General features: G+C 63.2%; 26 protein-coding genes. 10 read left to right on the plus strand and 16 right to left on the minus strand.

The genetic code is table 11. The features are described 5' to 3' along the window. Positions 1-13 precede the first annotated feature (13 nt). The 6 genes from ACOGJC_RS01810 to ACOGJC_RS01835 all read right to left on the minus strand — a co-directional run bounded on the left by ACOGJC_RS01810 (position 14) and on the right by ACOGJC_RS01835 (position 3659). On the minus strand, positions 14-295 hold the full coding sequence (locus tag ACOGJC_RS01810; RefSeq protein ID WP_419846804.1) for a hypothetical protein: 282 nt from the start codon (positions 293-295) through the stop codon (positions 14-16). A gap of 98 nt (positions 296-393) precedes the next feature. Continuing rightward, positions 394-1380 carry a 16S rRNA (cytosine(1402)-N(4))-methyltransferase RsmH gene (gene rsmH, locus ACOGJC_RS01815; protein WP_419846805.1) on the minus strand — a complete coding sequence of 329 codons (987 nt, stop codon included), beginning with the start codon at positions 1378-1380 and terminating at the stop codon, positions 394-396. A gap of 258 nt (positions 1381-1638) precedes the next feature. Then, positions 1639-2058: a division/cell wall cluster transcriptional repressor MraZ gene (locus tag ACOGJC_RS01820; protein ID WP_419846806.1), complete on the minus strand. Its 420-nt coding sequence runs from the start codon at positions 2056-2058 to the stop codon at positions 1639-1641. Positions 2059-2237: 179 nt separating this feature from the next. Then, a complete protein-coding gene (locus ACOGJC_RS01825) occupies positions 2238-2897 on the minus strand; it encodes a hypothetical protein (protein ID WP_419846807.1) in 660 nt (219 codons plus the stop codon). A gap of 4 nt (positions 2898-2901) precedes the next feature. Continuing rightward, positions 2902-3411, minus strand: a complete 510-nt coding sequence (locus tag ACOGJC_RS01830; protein WP_419846808.1) for an HNH endonuclease — start codon at positions 3409-3411, stop codon at positions 2902-2904. Between the two features lie 41 nt (positions 3412-3452). Then, complete coding sequence (locus ACOGJC_RS01835) at positions 3453-3659, minus strand: hypothetical protein (protein ID WP_419846809.1); 207 nt, start codon at positions 3657-3659, stop codon at positions 3453-3455. 45 nt (positions 3660-3704) lie between these two features. Here ACOGJC_RS01835 and ACOGJC_RS01840 point away from each other — a divergent pair, with 45 nt between their 5' ends. Beyond that, entirely contained in the window at positions 3705-4280 is a 576-nt protein-coding gene (locus tag ACOGJC_RS01840; RefSeq protein WP_419846810.1) for an HhH-GPD-type base excision DNA repair protein, read from the plus strand. Positions 4281-4325: 45 nt separating this feature from the next. On the opposite strand, the gene ACOGJC_RS01845 is transcribed toward ACOGJC_RS01840, so the two are convergent. Further along, positions 4326-4586, minus strand: coding sequence for a DUF4160 domain-containing protein (locus ACOGJC_RS01845; protein WP_419846811.1), 261 nt, complete (start codon positions 4584-4586; stop codon positions 4326-4328). An 11-nt stretch (positions 4587-4597) separates the two neighbouring features. Next, complete coding sequence (locus tag ACOGJC_RS01850; protein ID WP_419846812.1) at positions 4598-4891, minus strand: DUF2442 domain-containing protein; 294 nt, start codon at positions 4889-4891, stop codon at positions 4598-4600. Positions 4892-5112: 221 nt separating this feature from the next. Here ACOGJC_RS01850 and ACOGJC_RS01855 point away from each other — a divergent pair, with 221 nt between their 5' ends. Continuing rightward, positions 5113-5907 (plus strand): HAD family hydrolase, encoded by a 795-nt coding sequence (locus tag ACOGJC_RS01855; protein WP_419846813.1) that lies wholly within the window; start codon positions 5113-5115, stop codon positions 5905-5907. Here the strand turns inward: ACOGJC_RS01855 and ACOGJC_RS01860 are convergent. The 6 genes from ACOGJC_RS01860 to ACOGJC_RS01885 all read right to left on the minus strand — a co-directional run bounded on the left by ACOGJC_RS01860 (position 5901) and on the right by ACOGJC_RS01885 (position 9141). Continuing rightward, complete coding sequence (locus tag ACOGJC_RS01860; RefSeq protein ID WP_419846814.1) at positions 5901-6224, minus strand: type II toxin-antitoxin system PemK/MazF family toxin; 324 nt, start codon at positions 6222-6224, stop codon at positions 5901-5903. The genes ACOGJC_RS01855 and ACOGJC_RS01860 overlap by 7 nt on opposite strands. Next, positions 6218-6463, minus strand: coding sequence for a ribbon-helix-helix domain-containing protein (locus tag ACOGJC_RS01865; RefSeq protein ID WP_419846815.1), 246 nt, complete (start codon positions 6461-6463; stop codon positions 6218-6220). The genes ACOGJC_RS01860 and ACOGJC_RS01865 overlap by 7 nt, the downstream gene beginning before the upstream one ends. Positions 6464-6544: 81 nt before the next feature. Beyond that, complete coding sequence (locus tag ACOGJC_RS01870) at positions 6545-7303, minus strand: alpha/beta hydrolase (RefSeq protein ID WP_419846816.1); 759 nt, start codon at positions 7301-7303, stop codon at positions 6545-6547. Positions 7304-7364: 61 nt separating this feature from the next. Continuing rightward, the gene (locus tag ACOGJC_RS01875; protein ID WP_419846817.1) at positions 7365-7556 is read right to left on the minus strand and encodes a hypothetical protein; all 192 of its coding nucleotides are present in this window, start codon (positions 7554-7556) and stop codon (positions 7365-7367) included. A 20-nt stretch (positions 7557-7576) separates the two neighbouring features. Continuing rightward, complete coding sequence (locus ACOGJC_RS01880) at positions 7577-8017, minus strand: hypothetical protein (RefSeq protein ID WP_419846818.1); 441 nt, start codon at positions 8015-8017, stop codon at positions 7577-7579. Positions 8018-8025: 8 nt separating this feature from the next. Next, on the minus strand, positions 8026-9141 hold the full coding sequence (locus ACOGJC_RS01885) for an acyl-CoA dehydrogenase family protein (protein WP_419846819.1): 1116 nt from the start codon (positions 9139-9141) through the stop codon (positions 8026-8028). A gap of 125 nt (positions 9142-9266) precedes the next feature. Here ACOGJC_RS01885 and ACOGJC_RS01890 point away from each other — a divergent pair, with 125 nt between their 5' ends. The 8 genes from ACOGJC_RS01890 (at position 9267) to ACOGJC_RS01925 (ending at position 15861) form a co-directional block, all read left to right on the plus strand. Further along, positions 9267-9875 carry an MBL fold metallo-hydrolase gene (locus ACOGJC_RS01890; protein WP_419846820.1) on the plus strand — a complete coding sequence of 203 codons (609 nt, stop codon included), beginning with the start codon at positions 9267-9269 and terminating at the stop codon, positions 9873-9875. Positions 9876-9945: 70 nt separating this feature from the next. Continuing rightward, positions 9946-10704 (plus strand): Fe-S cluster assembly ATPase SufC, encoded by a 759-nt coding sequence (gene sufC / locus ACOGJC_RS01895; protein ID WP_419846821.1) that lies wholly within the window; start codon positions 9946-9948, stop codon positions 10702-10704. After that, positions 10695-11927, plus strand: a complete 1233-nt coding sequence (locus ACOGJC_RS01900; protein ID WP_419846822.1) for a SufS family cysteine desulfurase — start codon at positions 10695-10697, stop codon at positions 11925-11927. The genes sufC (ACOGJC_RS01895) and ACOGJC_RS01900 overlap by 10 nt, the downstream gene beginning before the upstream one ends. A gap of 64 nt (positions 11928-11991) precedes the next feature. Beyond that, positions 11992-12462, plus strand: coding sequence for a Fe-S cluster assembly sulfur transfer protein SufU (sufU, locus tag ACOGJC_RS01905; protein ID WP_419846823.1), 471 nt, complete (start codon positions 11992-11994; stop codon positions 12460-12462). 117 nt (positions 12463-12579) lie between these two features. Then, the gene (locus tag ACOGJC_RS01910; protein WP_419846824.1) at positions 12580-13707 is read left to right on the plus strand and encodes an aromatic ring-hydroxylating oxygenase subunit alpha; all 1128 of its coding nucleotides are present in this window, start codon (positions 12580-12582) and stop codon (positions 13705-13707) included. After that, a complete protein-coding gene (locus ACOGJC_RS01915; protein ID WP_419846825.1) occupies positions 13704-14471 on the plus strand; it encodes an SDR family NAD(P)-dependent oxidoreductase in 768 nt (255 codons plus the stop codon). The genes ACOGJC_RS01910 and ACOGJC_RS01915 overlap by 4 nt, the downstream gene beginning before the upstream one ends. A 2-nt stretch (positions 14472-14473) precedes the next feature. Further along, positions 14474-15037 (plus strand): TetR/AcrR family transcriptional regulator, encoded by a 564-nt coding sequence (locus ACOGJC_RS01920; RefSeq protein ID WP_419846826.1) that lies wholly within the window; start codon positions 14474-14476, stop codon positions 15035-15037. Beyond that, positions 15034-15861: a hypothetical protein gene (locus ACOGJC_RS01925; RefSeq protein WP_419846827.1), complete on the plus strand. Its 828-nt coding sequence runs from the start codon at positions 15034-15036 to the stop codon at positions 15859-15861. Before ACOGJC_RS01920 ends, ACOGJC_RS01925 begins: the two co-directional genes overlap by 4 nt. Here the strand turns inward: ACOGJC_RS01925 and ACOGJC_RS01930 are convergent. Together ACOGJC_RS01930 and sufC (ACOGJC_RS01935) are read right to left on the minus strand one after the other, a co-directional pair. Next, complete coding sequence (locus tag ACOGJC_RS01930; RefSeq protein WP_419846828.1) at positions 15845-16144, minus strand: 4a-hydroxytetrahydrobiopterin dehydratase; 300 nt, start codon at positions 16142-16144, stop codon at positions 15845-15847. The two genes, ACOGJC_RS01925 and ACOGJC_RS01930, sit on opposite strands and share 17 nt — an antisense overlap. Beyond that, entirely contained in the window at positions 16135-16914 is a 780-nt protein-coding gene (gene sufC / locus ACOGJC_RS01935) for a Fe-S cluster assembly ATPase SufC (RefSeq protein ID WP_419846829.1), read from the minus strand. Before sufC (ACOGJC_RS01935) ends, ACOGJC_RS01930 begins: the two co-directional genes overlap by 10 nt. Positions 16915-16932 lie beyond the last annotated feature (18 nt).

Here is a 16932-nt window from a genome sequence, read left to right on the forward strand (position 1 = left end):
TTGTCGGAGGTGATCACCCCACTCCGCCCTCAACCAGTTCCACCGGTGCCAAATAGATGCGGCTTTCAGGTTCCACCATCCCCAATCGGTACAGGGCCTCCGCTCTGATGCGGTCGGGAGCCTCGGCCCTGGCCACGTAGAGCCGCAGCTTCTCGTTTTCCACTTGGACTTCTTCGAGCTGCTCATTCAGATCGTCGAGGGTGGCCTGGCGATCGACAATCACCGCGTGGAACAGGGCCAGGGCAAACAGGGCGATCACCACCGTCACCGCGATGACCCAGCCCACCAAAGACATCAATCTGCGGCGCGGCCTCGGGGCTGGCTGTAGGTGCCGGCGAGGACGTTCGGCGGGCCCTGTGGGCGTTGGGCGGGGATGGTGCCGAGGAGCAGCCATCATGCTTCTCCCTCATCGGTAGCCGCCCCTCGCTTGACGAAGGCCCGGAAGCGGGCGCTGGAAGCTCTGGGGTTGTCGGCGACCTCAGCCGGTCGCGGTCGGCGGCTGCCTCGGGGAACCAGTTCGATGGCGGGCGGCATGTGGGCCGCAGGCCGGGGCAGCCCCCGGAAACGAGCTTCATCATCCAGCCCCGCTTGGCGACGCAGCACCTGCTTCACGATGCGGTCTTCTCCACTGTGATAGCTGAGGACCACCCCCCGGCTATCAGGCACCATCCGGTCGATGGCTGTATCCAGGGCGGGCTCAATCTGGTTCAACTCGTCGTTGACCGCGATGCGAATGGCCTGGAAGGTCCGCTTGGCCGGATGGCCTCCCCGGCGTCGGGCGGGAGCGGGAATGGCATCGCGAACCACTTCGGCCAACGCGGTGGTGGACGCGATCGGCCGGGCCGAAGCGATGGCGGCGGCAATTCGGTTGGCGTAGCGCTCATCGCCGTAGGACCGCAGGATCTTAATCAGTTCAGAGGCTGACCACTTGTTCACCACTTCGTCGGCCGAGAGTTGCTGGCCGCCATCCATCCTCATATCCAGCGGACCGTCGTGGCGATAGCTGAAACCCCGCTCTGGGTGATCCAGTTGCGGAGAGCTGACCCCGAAGTCAAACAGGGATCCCACAATGCGAGTTACGCCCAGGGAATCCAAGGCATCGCCCAATTGGCCAAAGCTGGCGTGGCGGATCGTCGCTCCTCGGCCAGCTAATGCAGTGGTGGCGGCCTCGACCGCGGAGGGGTCACGGTCGAGGCCTATCAGCGAGAGATCAGGACGGGCGTTCAAGAGCGCCCGAGCGTGACCTCCCCCGCCTACGGTGGCGTCGAGAAAGGCTCCCGACGGGACCGCGGACAAGTGCGCCACCACTTCTGTCACCATGACGGGATGATGGACGAAACGACGTTCGATCGCTGTCGATGTCCCCCCGTTCATGTTCATTCACCTCCCTGGCGATTCAGCAGACGGACTGGTGAAGGGCCTGTTTTTTGCGTCCGATGTGATCGGACGGCAAGAATGTCGCCCATCGGCAGTCCTCCGCCCGGCGACCGCACTCCGGGATTTCTCCCCGGTTGTGTCAGATGGCAAGCGGGCGGAGTAGGGGCCTTCCATCTCGTCGGACGGAGGACTGCCCATGAGCGCACTCCTTGTTGGCCTACATGGAGGTCACCAACCTTGTTCTCTGTTTGCGGATCCACATCACAACCACCGGTCAACGTCTGCCTCGCCGAGTTCGGCTTGCAGCGACTGCCATTGCTCCGCGTCCCACACCTCTCCGCGGTTGAACACACCGACCAGCACCACGTTCTTGTCCAGACCCAGAACTTCACGCTTGGAGGTGGGGAGGCTCAATCGGCCTTGAGCATCCACAGTCGCCGGCTCCAGGCTGGAAGAGAATCGGCGCAACTCATCGCCGGTGGCCTCCCCGGCCCGCACGGCAGCCTCGAGCCGCTCCAGCGAGCTTCGGGCCTCCTCCGCAGTCCAGATTCCGAGGCACTGCTTGTAGATCGCCACATAGGCCCCTTCGGCCAGCACCGAGCGGAAGGCCGGCGGCAGCGAGAGCCGGCCCTTGTCATCAAGGGAACGAGCGTGCTCACCGGTGAGCACAATTCCCCCCAACGGGTCCCGAGCGTCTCCCCTTCTCTCCCACTTCGTCCCACCTTATCCCCCCCTGCCCCACCCATGCAACCCAATCCAACGAAATAGATGTGGCAGGTACCACCGCGGCCGCGTGGAAACGCGAACGCCATCAAGACGCCATCAAGCGCGAATGGAAATGGAGAAGCCTCTAGAGCCGCCTAACGAGGCAGGGAGGCCAAGAACGCCGCGTGGATATCGGCAGGCTGGGCCTCTACCGGCCAGGCGGCCGACGAAAGGGCGTTTCGAAGCTGGGCCGATGAATCCGCCAGGCGAGCCAATAGCTCTTCGGGGTCCCAATGGCGATACAAGAGGGTTTGAAATCGCGCGGTGGTCCGGGTTCGCCGCTGGGTGACACCCACCGCTTTGGCCCCGCTCACGAGCACCTCGCCGGGCCCCCGGCTGGCGAAGCAGGCCAACCGTCCCCACGGACCGGGCTCATAGCGGTCGAAGACCTCGCCGGGCCCGATGCCCAACGAGGCCAGGGCCGCGGCCCAGACCTCGCCCAGCCACAGGGGTGCCCGGTTCACATCGTCATCCCAAAGCGGGTCGCGGCAACCGATCACCACGTCGACCCAGACCGAGTGATCGGGCGCCACCAGCACTGCGCCCCCTGCACTTCGGCGGCGTACGACCGTTGACCCATCGGTGATCGCGCTCGAAGCGATCTCCTCGGGTTGGGCCGATCCGAGCACCAGCGCCGTGTTATGGGGTGACATCAGCCAAATCTCCCGATCGACATCGGGGCCAGGGTTGAGGTCGTGCAACTCCCCCACCGATCCGCCCAATCGGCGGATTGTCCATCCGCCCCCGATGGACAAGGGATCAGGCGACGGACTCAGCCGATGGGTCGAGGTAGGGCAGCCAGTCGTGGGGCACATGGCCCACGGCAGAGGCCACCCAGGCGGAGCGGGGCGGCTCGGCCGGCGGACGCATGAGCCGCATGTGGGTCTCGGAGAGCAGCCGATCCCGCTTGGCCATGTTGCACCGCCGACAAGCGGCCACCACGTTCTCCCACGAGTGGGTCCCTCCCCGACTGCGAGGCCGGACATGGTCAATGGAATCGGCATGGCGACCGCAGTACTGGCAGCGATAGCCGTCTCGGGCGAACACTCCCCGACGACTGAGCCCGCCCGTGCGGAAGAACGGCACCTTCACGTAGTATCGCAACCGGACTACCGACGGCACCGGCAGATCGAGCCGCTCGGAGCGGAACCGCTCACCGGACTCCAGCACGACCTCAGCCTTCTCGGCCATCACCAGCACGAGGGCGCGCCGGGGCGACACCACGCTCAGCGGCTCGAAAGATGCGTTCAGCACCAGCGCCCGGCTCATGGGGAAAACCATAGTGAACCCGCCGGGCTGCTTTGCGCGGATTACCCGGTTCGCTCCCAAACCTTGCACCATCGCAAGTACGTAATCAGGTCATCGGCGCGGGGCTGGGCATCGGCATCGCCGTACATAGTGACCATCCGGAACTTCAAATATGCCGGATCGGGGAGCAACCTCAACCGCCATCCCATCCGCACCGCGGTAATCCATAGGCTGGGATGTCCGAGGAGCCTGGCGAACGATCTAGCCACGGTTCCAGGCTACGCGTTGTAACTCGTGGCCGGTACGATGGGCCGATGGGAACACTTGCCGTTACCGGCGATCACGACGCCGACCAACTCCTCATCGATGACCCATTTGCCTTGTTGCTGGCCATGATGCTCGACCAGCAAGTCCCCATGGAGTGGGCCTTCAAGTCACCTTCGCGGTTGAAGGAGCGCATCCCCGAAGACTTCTCGGCCGCGGGATTGGCTGCGATGGATCCCGAGAAAGCCGAGGCCGCATTCAAGGAGAAACCCGCCCTCCACCGGTTCCCCGGATCAATGGCCCGCCGAGCCCAAGAGCTTGCCCGCCACCTCGTAGACCACTATGACGGCGACGCTGGCCGGGTATGGACTGAAGCCGCCACCGGTCCAGAACTGCTCAAGCGCCTCAAGGCCCTACCCGGCTACGGCGACGAAAAGGCCAAGATCTTCCTCGCCGTCCTGGCCAAGCGCTTCGACATAACCCCCGAAGGCTGGGAAACCGCCGCCGCCCCCTTCTCCGACCCCACCCCCCGCACCGTCGCCGACATAGACAGCCCCGAAGCCCTAGCCGAAGTAAGAGCCTGGAAAAAAGCCCAAAAAGCCAAAGGCAAAACCAAGCAAGACTGAATGCCAGTAAGAATCCTGGCGCACTGAGGTGCGTTTAGAAGTAGCTCAGCTAAGCGGGGCGATCTTCTGTGGAGGCGTTCCGCTCTTCAGGGTGTGCCACGCTGACATGAGCTCTTGTTCATGAAGCTCGCTCCACTCTGCAACCATGTTTCGGCATCGCCTGGGTAGTGATCCTTCAATAATCGAACGCGTGGCGATATCGATCGTTGCACTGTGCTCGCCATATTGAGCGTGGAAGTGCGGAGGGTTGTGGTCGTTGGCGAACATCCGAATGACAATGCCGTAGAAGCGACTGAGTTCTGGCATCGGCAGCCCGGCTAGTCCAAAAGTGGTTGCCAGGGCTTCGGGTATAGGTCCTTGAGCGACTTGCCAGTGAGGTCCATATAGAGCCCGTGTTGGCTGAGTTCCACGTCGTCGCCGTCGCCCCAGGCCACTGCCCCGTAATCGCGAATGCTCACATTCCGGAAGAAGGCTGGATCTGACCACGCGGAGAACACGCCCTTCGAGGCCCAGCGAGAGAGGTCCACCTCACCTTCGACGCCGTCGGCAAAGCGCAGCCACAACCGGTAGAGCCCTCTCGGCTCAACCTCTACAACGCGCACTGCATCCACGACGACATCCTACCCACGATGGGTGTTTTTCCACGCTCTGCCAAGTCTTTGAGCCTATTGACTCCAGTGGCAACTTCACTTCGAGCCAACTCCAATCGGACGTATCTCGCAGTATGGTTCAGACGACACCGGGATCAGCCGTGGCGGTGTGATGCTGAACGGAGCGAGATCGCTTGGCCAACCAGAATCAAAGAGACGGTCTACCCATTTCAGTTGACGCAGTGATCTGGGACCTAGACGACACTCTCGTTGTCGAGCGGCCCGCAGCCGAAGCAGCGATGGCGGCGACGTGTCGGCATGCTTCCACCGTTCTCGACGTCGACCCGGAACAGCTCGAGCAAGACGTCTTTGACGAGGCCAAGTCCCAATGGTCTAGCCTGCCCACCATTGACTTTGCTCGCCGGGTGGGCATCGCCAGTTGGGAAGCCCTGTGGGCGACCTTCGAGGGGCCCGGCCAAGAATTGTCTGACCTCCGGGCAGTGCGGCTTTCGCATCGACAGGCCGTGTGGCGTGAGGCGATTGAGCGTCAGACCACCGTTGACCCTCGCACGGTTGAGGAGTTGTCCGAACGCTTCGTCGACGAACGCCTCAACCGCATGGAGGCTTACCCCGACGCCGAGCCAGTCATCAGCCAACTTCAGCCAGAGATACCGATGGCTATCGTCACCAACGGTGCCCCCGACACGCAGCGAACCAAGCTGCGCCTTACCGGACTAGATCGCCTCGGCCTGCCCACCGTCGTCGCCGGCGAGTTCGATATCGGCAAACCCAACCCCGAGCCGTTCCTGCGGGCCTTAGACCAACTCGGAATAGCCCCTGAACAGGCCGTCTTCGTCGGCAACAGCCTTACCCGCGACATCGCCCCCGCCCTCAACCTGGACATGGCCGCACTCCTCATTGCCCGCCGCCCCCATGATCACAACTCCATCACCCTCCCTGAGGGCCGGTGCAGCGTCATTTCCTCACTCCACGCCATCCATCAATTCCTGTCGGTGCCGGGGGTAGACAATCAGTAGCGAATATCCAGTGCGTAGCGCAGGGCTTGGTCGAGTCGTGTTCGGACATCGACACTGAGGCGGCCGACGGGCTCGGAGTCAAGCAGGGTTTGCGAGATGGTGAGGACGTTGTCGCAATTGATCACGCTGGGCGACAACAGCCCCTCCTCTAGGCCGACTTCGACTTCGGAGCGAATTCCCCGAATAGTCCGAGTAATCGGAGCACAAGTGACTGAAGTAAGCACTGCAAGCGCGGCGTTGCGGGTGAGGACGCAGACAGGACGCCGTCCGTGCGGCGGGCCGAGGTCTGCCCAGAAGACGTCGCCGCGGCTTACCACTCAGGTGCGGTGATAGCAGCAACCCGGGAGGAGGAGGCCACAAGACCTTGGTCTTGTGGAATTCGGCGGTAGGCCTCTTGCAACTCCTGATCTGAGGCCTCGCATTCCGTGGCAGCAATGGCCGTGGTGACGATACGACGCACCAGCACAGAGCGGCTCGTCCCTTGTTTAGCAGCCAGCTTGTCCAACTGCTCCACAAGGTCATCGTCGAATTGGAACACCACGTCCTGAAGTGCCACGACCTCAGCATACTCCCTTGTCCGAGAAAACCCTGGTGTGCATTTGATGCCTGTCAGCATCCTCGGAATGGATTCCCCGCCTCAGGGGATGAGGGTTATTTGGGAGTCGAGCCAGCCTAGGAGGATGGCGATGCAGCGGGGGTCCGAGTGGAGGCGGTGGCCGGCTCCGCTGATGATGCGCAAACCGGCGTCGCCGTGGGCGTCGGCGATGGCCCTGGCGTCAAGGGGGGAAACCTCCCGATCGTTGGATCCGTGAAGTACCAGCATGGGGCGAGGAGCGATCTCGGCGGCGCAGCGGTCTACTTGGATCGAACGGGCCGATTTGGCCCAGGAATCAATGGCCTCGGGAAATTCGGGGGAAGAGATGATCCCGAGGGACCGGGCATAGTCAACAACACGAGAGGCGTCGAGGCCCCAGTGGGCGAAGTCCACCGGGGCCCCCATGGTGGCGACTCCCCTAATTCGATTGTCATCCTGAGCCACGTGGGCGGCCAGTGCCCCGCCGATGCCGAATCCGGCCAGCCAAACCCCCTCCACCTGCTCGAGCCCGTTCAGATAGTCGACGGCGCTGCGGATGTCGTCCGTCCATCCATCCAGCGAGAAATCGCCCTCGCTGTCGCCGCAACCCCGGTAGTTGAGCACCAGAGCGGCCCATTCCATATTCTGGGCGATCCGGTCGGCCAGGGGATAGATCCGCTCAGCAGCCCGAGCACCCCCGTTGGCGGCCGACGGAAAGCCAGGACACAGCACCACTCCGGGCAGCGCCCGCATTCGCCGACTCTCCGGCAGGGTCAGATGCCCGGCAAGCTTGAGCCCGCCAGAGCTCTGCCAATGAGTCACACTGATGCGATCCTGGCCAAAGGCTCCCGCGGTGCGGACCAATTGGACAATTTCCAGCAGGTCATACCGTTCGGGGCCGATAGCCGCGGTTTCGGGCCTCGGCCAGGGTGTCGGGTCCGAACACCAGGAACTGCTCGGATGCAATAAGTTCCTCGATGACCGACTCGTCCCCCACCTCATCCAAGTCGTACACCAACTGGGACCGCTTGTCCCCCACGTACCGAAAGCCCTCCAGCGACCGCGGCCTGTCCATCCCCAAACCGTACCGTTTCACTAGGGGGATTCTTCGGCTGGAGGGCCGAGAGCTCCGATGGCTTGGAGGTATTGGCTCTCCAGGTCGAGCACAATCACCACGTCGAGGGCGTCGATGTCCCTCTCAGATTCTGTGGCCTTGGCCAGCACATAGTCCACCGAGTCGTCGTCGCTGGTCACCACATCCTCGTCCTGGCTCTCTGCCTCTGTGGCGGTGATGTCGGCCCGCCCATAGGTGGCAGAGCCCTGAAGCCGCAAGTGATCCAGTCGCCAGAGCAAGATCTCCTGCACATCGTCGTAACTCAATTTGGCCGACAACGCTTCGGGCAGACGCTCGGCCACAAAGTCCACCGCCTCGAAGAGGTCATAGACCGTTCGAGTCCGGGTGTGGGCCAAACGGGACGAGACCCGCATCACCGCATAGGCCGCCAGCCCGACCACCAGTACTGCGGCGAGAATCAATAAGAGCGTCAGATGCCGATGCGCTGAGCCAACAGCTCGCGGTGGTAGGTGGGGTCGCCGAAGAGCAGTTCCGACGACTTGGCCCGCTTGAAGTACAGATGAGCGGGGTGCTCCCACGTGAAGCCGATCCCGCCGTGGATCTGGATGTTCTCCGCCGAGGCGTGGAAGTAGGCCTCCGAGCAGTAGGCCTTGGCCAAGCTGGCCACCGAGGGGAGCTCGTCGTTCAGCTCCGAGGCGCACCAGCCGGCGTAGTAGGCGGCCGACTTGGCCGACTCCACTTCCAGCAGCATGTCGGCGCACTTGTGCTTAATGGCCTGGAACGACCCGATGGGCCGCCCAAACTGCACCCGGTCTTTGGCGTACTGCACCGACATGTCCAGGCACATCTGGGCGCCGCCCACCTGCTCGGCGGCCAGAGCCACCGCGGCCAGGTCGAGCACTCGCTCCAGCACCGCCCAACCACCGCCCTCAGCCCCAATCAGGGTGACCGGAGTGTTGTCGAAGTCGAGGCGGGCCTGCTTGCGGGTCTGGTCCATGGTGGACAGCGCGGTGCGGGTCAACCCCTCGGCGTCGCTGGAGCACCAGAACAGGCTCACGCCGCCGGCGGTGCGAGCAGCCACCAGCACCACATCGGCGGTGTGGCCGTCGATCACGAACATCTTGGTGCCGCTGATCCTCCAGCCGTCGCCGTCAGAGCTGGCCTCAACGGTGATGCCCGACTCGTCCCAGCGGCCGTTCTCCTCGGTGAAGGCCAGCGCGGCCACCGTCTCACCGGCGGCGATGCCGGGCAGCAGGGCGGCCTTGGCCTCTTCGTCCCCGCTGTGGATGAGGGCATTGCCGGCCAACACGACGCTGGAGAAGAACGGAGCGCACAGCAGCGCCCGGCCCATCTCCTCAAGCACCACGATCAGCTCCACATAGCTGAAGCCGCTGCCTCCGTATTCCTCGGGAATGATGAGCCCCTGTAATCCAAGTTGCTCGGCCATCTGGTTCCAGACCGCGTCGTCGTAGCCCTTCTCGGTGTCCATCTGCTCTCGGACCGCCGATTCTGGCGATTTGTCCTCTAAGAACTGCCGGACGAAGCGCCGCAGCTCCTCTTGTTCCTCGCTGAAGGCAAAATTCACAGCCCTGTTTCTACTAGACCGCGCCCCGAGTAGCCACGCTCGAACCTGTCACTGGTTGTCTCGATGGGGCACAATCGGTGTGACATTCTGGTATTCCCAAAGTCGGAGAGCGAGAAGAGCCCGCCATGACCCTGCACTGGCAAGACACCCAGGCCGAGATCCACAAAGTGGTCGTCGGGCCGATGGACAACAACGTCTACGTCCTCCGCTGCCGCCAAACCGGCGATGCGGTGCTGATCGACGCGGCCAACGAGCACGATCTGCTGCTGGAGATGTGCTCCACTCTCGGGGTCCGCACCGTTCTGGAGACCCACGGGCACTGGGACCACATCCAGGCCATCCCGGCAGTGCGCAACGCCGGCTACGACGTGGGGGTCACCGCCGAGGATGCCGCCATGCTCGACGCCTACGACTACCTGCTGGAGGACGAGTCGGTGATCGAAGTGGGTCGGCTCCGCCTGCACTGCATCCACACGCCGGGCCACACTCCGGGGTCGATGTCGTTCCGTCTGGAGGGCTCGCCCATCTTTTTCTCGGGCGACACCCTCTTTCCGGGCGGACCCGGGGCCACCGGATTCGAGGGTGGCGACTTTGACACCATCATCAAGTCCATCGACCGGCGGATCTTCTCCCCGCTGCCGGCCGACACCATGGTTCTCCCCGGCCACGGCGATCAGACCACCATCGGCACGGAGAGCCCCCATCTCCAGGAGTGGATCGACCGGGGCTGGTAGGCCCGCCATCGGCGCGTCATACGGCTTTCCGGTGATAGGGATAGCAACTCCTCCGGCGTAGACTGATCTGGTGAGCCAGCTCGAGGCCCCGCTGTTCGAGGTCGAGAACCTGCACGTCGCGACCGCTGAAGACGGCATCCCGATCCTGTCGGGCATCGACCTCGCCGTTCGGGCCGGTGAGGTTCACGCTCTCATGGGACCGAACGGCTCGGGCAAATCAACTCTGGCCAGCGCACTGTTGGCCAGCCCCGAGTACGAGGTAACTGGAGGGCGGATCCGCTTCAAGGGCGACGACATCACCGACTGGCCCGCTGATGTACGGGGCAAGGCCGGGCTGTTTCTGGCCTTTCAATACCCTCAGGAGTTCCCCGGCGTGTCGGTGATGAACTTCCTGCGTCAGGCCCTGTCGGCCCGCAAGGGCATCGACCTGTCGGTGCTGGAGCTGCGCCTGGCGGTGATGGAGTGGATGGAGCGGTTTGACATGGACCCGTCGTTCGCCGACCGCTACCTGAACGATGGCTTCTCCGGGGGCGAGAAAAAGCGAAACGAGGTGCTCCAGCTGGCCATTCTGGAGCCGGAGATGGCCATCTTGGACGAGACCGACTCCGGCCTGGACATCGACGCCCTCAAGATCGTGGCCAGCGGGGTTCAGGAAGTTCGGGCTTCCCGGCCGGATATGGGGGTGCTGGCCATCACCCACTTCCGCCGTCTACTGGACCATTTGAAGCCCGACCATGTCCACATTTTGATGAACGGGAAACTGGCGGCCAGCGGCGGTTTCGAGTTGGCCGCGCAATTGGACGCCGAGGGGTACGAGGCATGGCGCTAGACCCTGCCACCATCCGAGACGACTTCCCCATCACCTGCCGGCAGGTGCACGGCCAGCGCTTGGTGTACCTCGACTCAGCCGCCACATCCCACAAACCCAGAGCGGTGATCGATGCGGTCACCGACTACTACGAGCGGTTCAACTCCAACGTCCACCGCGGCTCATACCAATTGGCGGTGGAGGCCACCGAGGCGTTGGAACAGGCTCGGGCCAAGGTCGCCCAGTTCATTGGAGCCTCTCGGGATTCAGAGATCGTCTTCGCCAAAAACGCCACCGAGGCAATCAATTTGGTGGCCCGAACCTGGGGCCGGGCCAATCTGGGACCGGGCGACCCGGTGGTCATCACCGAGTTGGAGCACCACGCCAACATCGTCCCTTGGCACATGTTGACCGCCGAGCAGGGCATCGAGCTGCGCTGGATCCCCATTCGCAGCGACGGCCATCTGGATCTGACCGATCTCGACCGCCTGCTCGACGGCGCCCGGCTGCTGAGCGTGGCCGCGGTGTCCAATGTGCTGGGCACCATCAACCCCATTCGCCAACTGGCCGACGCCGCCCACGAGGCCGGCGCGCTGATGATGGTGGACGCCAGCCAGTACACCCCGCACCTGCCCACTGACGTGGCGGAGATGGGGGCTGACTTCGTGGCCTTCACCGGGCACAAGATGTGCGGCCCCACCGGAATCGGAGTGCTGTGGGCCAAATCCGAGCTACTGGAGGAAATGCCGCCGTTCTTGGGCGGGGGGGAGATGATCCTCAACGTGACCAAGGAGGGGTTCAGCACCGCGGCGGTGCCGTGGAAGTTCGAGGCCGGAACTCCGCCCATCGCTGAGGCGGTCGGGCTGGGAGCGGCGGTGGACTATCTCAGTGGTCTGGGCATGGAGCAGGTTCGAGAGCACGAGGTGGCCCTCACCGGCTACGCCCTGCGGACCCTGAACCAGCGCTACGGCGACGACATCACCATCCACGGGCCGACGGAGCCAGCCGAGCGGGGCGGGGTGCTGTCGTTCGAGTACAAGGGGATCCATCCCCATGATGTGGCCCAGGTGCTGGACCGCTCCGCGGTATGCGTGCGGGCCGGCCACCATTGCGCCAAGCCGCTGATGCGGGTGCTGGGCTGCTCCGCCACCAGTCGGGCCTCGATGTACGTATACAACGACGAGTCAGACGTCGATGCCTTGGCCGATGCCCTAGCCGATGCCGACGCCTTCTTCATCGAGTGAAGTCTTGAATGAAGAAAGACTGCATATCGCTGAGCCCTCGCCCGTAGACTGTTGAACCGTCGCCATGCCTGATCTTGAAGATCTCTATCGCGAGATCATCCTCGACCACTACCGCAACCCCCGCAATCGGGGAGAGCTGGATACCCCGCCCGCCGTTCGGGCCGAGGGCTTCAACCCCTTGTGCGGCGACGAGGTGATCATCTATGTGCAATTGGCCGACGGGGTGATCGAAGACATCAAGTTCGGCGGCCAGGGCTGCTCGATCAGTCAGGCCTCCTCGTCGATGATGTCGGCCACCGTCAAGGGCCGCACAATCGAAGACCTGCACCAGCTCAACCGGGCCTTCAAGTCCATGATGTCTATCGAGCCCGACCCCGACGACCCCGCCCCCACCAACGGCAACAGCGCCGACGTCAAGCTCGGCGATCTGGAAGCCCTCAAAGGCGTGGTCAAGTTCCCGGTTCGCATCAAGTGCGCCACCCTTTCCTGGCACACCCTCACCCAAGCCGTGGAAGAGGCCCAAGCCAACTCCTAGCTCGGCCAGGCCGATCCATCTTGAACGGTCGTTCAATACTGCTAGATTGGTTTCAGTGCTGCGAGGATGCATTCCAATTCACGGCCCAATACACGGCCCAATTCACGGAGTTGAGCAATGAGCGGAGAGTCCGCCGTCGATATCGGGCAGGGATGGCATCCGGACCCCGGTTCTTCGCGCTCACTACACGCCGATGCCTACACCGAGGAGCGATGGTTCGACGCTGACCAATCGGCAATCATCAGTCGAACCTGGCAATGGATCTGTCACGGTGAAAAGCTCCGCGACCGAGGCAGCTTTGTGGCCGAAGCCATCGCCGGGCAGCCGATTTTCGCCATCCGCGGCCTCGACGGCGAGCTACGGGCGTTCTACAACGTGTGCCAGCACCGGGCCCACGAGCTCGTTGAGGGCGAGGGTCAACTGAAGAACCTGGTCTGCCCCTATCACGGCTGGTCATATGACCTGTCGGGCCAGCTTCAAGCCGCTCGCCACACCGATCACCTCGCCGACTTCGACACCGATCAGATCTGCCTCGACCCGGTGCAGATCACCGAATTTGGCGGGTTCGTATACGTCAACCTCGACCCCAAGGCCGCTCCCCTTCAGGAGCAGGCGGGCGATCTGGGGGTTGAGATCGCCCACTGGGCCCCTGATGTGGAGCAGCTCACTCACGCGCATCGCCTCTCCTACAAGATCAACAGCAATTGGAAGAACGTGGTGGACAACTTCTTGGAGTGCTACCACTGCCACATTGCCCACAAGGACTTCGTGTCGTTGGTCGACATGGACACCTACGTGGTGACCACCCACGGCATCTACTCCAGCCACATGGCCGAAGCCGGCAAATCCGCCAACACCGCCTATGACGTGAGCGAGGCCACGGTGACCGACCACGCGGTGTGGTGGCTATGGCCCAACACCTGCATGATGCGATACCCCGGTCGAGGCAACTTCATCGTCTTGAAGATCATCCCGGTTGGTCCCGACCTCACCTATGAGACCTACGACTTCTTCTTGGAGACTGCCGAGCCCAACGAGGCTGAATTGGAGTCGATCCGCTACCTCGACGAGGTGCTCCAGGTAGAAGACATCAACTTGGTGGAAAGCGTGCAGCGGGGCATGTCGACCCCGGCGTTCCAGCAGGGCCGGATCGTCTATGACCCAAGCGGGTCGGGGCTGTCTGAACACGCCGTGCACCATTTCCACGGACTCGTGCTGGACACTTACAAGGGAGTCGCTTCATGACGGGAACGCTGGAAGGACGGGTCGCCTTGGTGACCGGCGGCCGGGGCGGGACTGGACGGGCTGTCTGCCGCCGCTTCGTCGACGAGGGGGCCCACGTCTATGCGGCTGGACTCAGCGACGAGGGCATCAGCGGCGACGAGCCCGCGGCCGGTGAATTTCTCCGCTTCGATGTCACCTCCGAGGACGAGGTCACGGCTGGCATCGCCGCCATCGAAGCAGCCCGGGGCCGCCTCGACATCGTGGTCAACGCAGCCGGTATCGAGATCGAGAAGACCATCGAAGACACGTCGCTTGAGGAGTGGGATCGCATCTTCGCCATCAACGTGACCGGAACGTTCCTGACCTCGAAGCACGCCCTGCCGATGCTGCGCCAGTCGGCCCACGCGTCGATTGTGAACTTCGGCTCATACGACGGCTTCATCGCCGACCCCAAACTGGCCGCCTACTGCGCCACCAAAGGGGCAGTGCACGCCCTAACCAGAGCCATGGCCTGCGACCATGGGCGTGAGGGGATCCGGGTCAACGCCATCTGCCCCGGCTACATCGACACCCCGATGCTGGAGCAGTTCTACCCCGATCATGTCGATTTAGCGGATGCCCACGCCGAAGCCAGGCGAATCCACCCCTTGGGCACCATCGGCACCCCAACCGACATGGCCAACCTGGTCCACTGGCTCGTCTCCGATGAAGCCCGCTACGCCACCGGCCAGCTGTGGGTGCTCGATGGAGGCCTCTCCGCTCAGATTCAGCAAATGCGGTTCTAGCGATGGCCGAAGTGCTGGGCATGGCCGATGAGCGGATCTTGGACGCCACCCTTGCGGTTCTGGCCCGAGAGGGCATCGCCGGGGTCAGCATGCGGGCCGTGGCTCGGGAGGCTGGCGTCGCGGTGGGCCTGGCCAACTACCACTTCGAGAACAAGACGTCGCTGATATGCGCGGCATTGCGCCGAGTGGGCGACCAAGACATGGAACTGGTCACTCCCCCGCCCGATGCGGATGCCGCCGATCAGCTTCGCCATTGTCTTCGGCAAGCCCTCGACCCCGCTTTCCTGGCCCCCGATTACTTGAGCCTGCGACTCCAGCTGTGGTCGCTGGCCGGTGTCGACCCCCAATTCGCCGACATCAACCAATCCGCCCAGCGACGCTACCTAGAACAGCTCGCCGCCCTCATCGCCGCCGCCCGCCCCGACCTCCCCCGAGCCGACGTCGAACGGCGAGCCTCCGACATCCTCATCGAGCAAAACGGCGTCTGGCTCACCGCCATCCTCATCCCCGACCGCCAAGCCGTAAATCGAGCCCTCCAACGCTGCGAAGACCTGGCCTTCAGATGAAGCAATTGAGAGTGCGAGATGCACAGGCAAAAGACTTCGTTGAGATCCTCGAGCTGACTTCGGCGATGCGTGGTCAGCTTGCAGTTTGGTCGCCGGTGTATTTTCGGCCTCGGGCTGGTGCTGATGCCGCCCACGCCCAGTTCTTGGAATTCGTTATTGGGTCTCCCGATCAGCAAGCCAGTGTGTTCGTCCACGAAGACACCGTTGTTGGCTTTTTTCGAAGAGCCAATCAACCCCACCACATTTGGGTCGATGACTTGTGCTTGCAGGATCCCAAACTCTGGGGAGGAGTGGCCGAACTCCTGGCTGGCGACCTGGGCTCGGGACGGTGGGTGACGTGTGCTTCTACCCATGACACCGAGCGCCTTGATGCCCTCTCTTCAGCGGGGGCAACGCCGATCTCGTCGTACTGGAGCAAACTCTTGGATGAGAGTCCTCCGGATACTGATGCATCCCAAGTCGCGGGCGTCCCGAATATCCCGAAGCAGAGACCCGATGGGCCAGCACACACGTTCGGAGGAGTCGCCTTCGACCCATCAATTCCCGGCGCGCTGGCAGTTAGTGACGACAGGGGCAACTACGCCATAGGGTCTCCCAGTGTCGAACCACCGATCTATGACCCTGGCGGACCGACTTGCGTAGTCGATCAAATTGGTGGCCCTGATCGAGGGATTGCTCTGAACTTGGCGCAATCAGAAGCCAACGGCCGCGGCGATGCTCAGCTCGTTGTGGTTTCAGCCAGCGACGACGAAGAACTTCGCCGAGTGCTAGAAGCAAAGAGTTTCCAGCTCCAGGTTGTTCTGCTGGCTAGACGAGGGCGTTGACGCGGCGGGCGAATTCTAGGTCTAGCTCGGTTAGGCCGCCGGCGGCGTGGTTGGTTATGGCGATCTCTACGGTGGACCAGACGTTGGACCATTCGGGATGGTGGAAGAGGCGTTCGGAGATCAGTGCTACTCGGGACATGAAGCCGAAGGCCTCGGAAAAATCCGAGAAGTTGAATGTGGCGGCGAGCTTGTCTCCCTGGCGCTCCCATCCGGGCAAGTCTTCCAAGGCGGCGGCGATCTCCTCGTCGCTAAGCAGTCTCTTGGCATCGGCGTCTACGGCCATGGGTCGCCTCCTAGATGAATCTCAACCGGTGATTCGGCGCGGGTGTCGATCCAGGGATCGTAACCAGTCTCCTCCAGCTGGGCAGCCAACTCGGGGCCTCCGGTCTCCGCGATTGCACCGTCGATGAGGATGTGGACCACGTCGGCGTGGAGCACAGTGAGCAGACGGCTGAAGTGGGTGATGGCCAGAACGCCGAGGTTGTCCTCATGGGTGGCCTGCTCGATGCGGTGGCTCACCGCGGCCAAGGCATCTACATCGAGGCCGCTGTCCAACTCGTCCAAAATTGCAATGCGGGGGCGGAGCACGCCGAGTTGCACCGCCTCGCTTCGCTTCATTTCGCCCCCGGACAGGTCTACGTTCAACGACCGGTACAAGAGATCGGGGTCGAAGTCGACGAGCTCGGCCTCGGCGGCAACTTGAGCTTCCACCGCGCTCCGGTCCCCTCCCACGGCTTCCACTGCTTCTTCCAGCATGTTCTCCAGACCCACTCCCGGCACCTCGGTGGGGTATTGCTGGGTGGAGAACAGCCCGGCGTGGGCCCGCTCCCACGGGGACAGGTCCCCCAGGTCGACACCGTTCAAAACGATTGACCCCTCAGCGACCTCATAGCCGGGACGGCCCATGATGGCGTAGGCCAGAGTGGACTTACCGGAACCGTTGGGGCCCATGACGGCATGGACCTCGCCGGACGCCACCCGCAGGTTCACCCCATTCAGCACCATTTGCCCACCGACTTGGACATGCAGGTCCTCAACGACCAATTCGCTCATTGCTTGATCACTCTGCTG

The sequence above is a fragment of the Candidatus Poriferisocius sp. genome (genome assembly GCF_965204015.1).
Taxonomy (GTDB): Bacteria; Actinomycetota; Acidimicrobiia; order Acidimicrobiales; family Bin134; genus Poriferisocius.

Excerpts from the sequence above, each read along its gene's own strand:
- ACOGJC_RS01810 (WP_419846804.1), bottom strand. The coding sequence starts at position 295 with ATGTCTTTGGTGGGCTGGGTCATCGCGGTGACGGTGGTGATCGCCCTG.
- ACOGJC_RS01930 (WP_419846828.1), bottom strand. The coding sequence starts at position 16,144 with ATGGCCGTAGACGCCGATGCCAAGAGACTGCTTAGCGACGAGGAGATC.
- ACOGJC_RS01830 (WP_419846808.1), bottom strand. The coding sequence starts at position 3,411 with ATGAGCCGGGCGCTGGTGCTGAACGCATCTTTCGAGCCGCTGAGCGTG.
- ACOGJC_RS01875 (WP_419846817.1), bottom strand. The coding sequence starts at position 7,556 with ATGGACAGGCCGCGGTCGCTGGAGGGCTTTCGGTACGTGGGGGACAAG.
- ACOGJC_RS01925 (WP_419846827.1), top strand. The coding sequence starts at position 15,034 with ATGAAGCAATTGAGAGTGCGAGATGCACAGGCAAAAGACTTCGTTGAG.
- ACOGJC_RS01915 (WP_419846825.1), top strand. The coding sequence starts at position 13,704 with ATGACGGGAACGCTGGAAGGACGGGTCGCCTTGGTGACCGGCGGCCGG.
- ACOGJC_RS01900 (WP_419846822.1), top strand. The coding sequence starts at position 10,695 with ATGGCGCTAGACCCTGCCACCATCCGAGACGACTTCCCCATCACCTGC.
- ACOGJC_RS01890 (WP_419846820.1), top strand. The coding sequence starts at position 9,267 with ATGACCCTGCACTGGCAAGACACCCAGGCCGAGATCCACAAAGTGGTC.
- sufC (WP_419846829.1), bottom strand. The coding sequence starts at position 16,914 with ATGAGCGAATTGGTCGTTGAGGACCTGCATGTCCAAGTCGGTGGGCAA.
- ACOGJC_RS01840 (WP_419846810.1), top strand. The coding sequence starts at position 3,705 with ATGGGAACACTTGCCGTTACCGGCGATCACGACGCCGACCAACTCCTC.
- ACOGJC_RS01920 (WP_419846826.1), top strand. The coding sequence starts at position 14,474 with ATGGCCGAAGTGCTGGGCATGGCCGATGAGCGGATCTTGGACGCCACC.
- sufU (WP_419846823.1), top strand. The coding sequence starts at position 11,992 with ATGCCTGATCTTGAAGATCTCTATCGCGAGATCATCCTCGACCACTAC.
- rsmH (WP_419846805.1), bottom strand. The coding sequence starts at position 1,380 with ATGAACATGAACGGGGGGACATCGACAGCGATCGAACGTCGTTTCGTC.
- ACOGJC_RS01845 (WP_419846811.1), bottom strand. The coding sequence starts at position 4,586 with ATGCCAGAACTCAGTCGCTTCTACGGCATTGTCATTCGGATGTTCGCC.
- ACOGJC_RS01910 (WP_419846824.1), top strand. The coding sequence starts at position 12,580 with ATGAGCGGAGAGTCCGCCGTCGATATCGGGCAGGGATGGCATCCGGAC.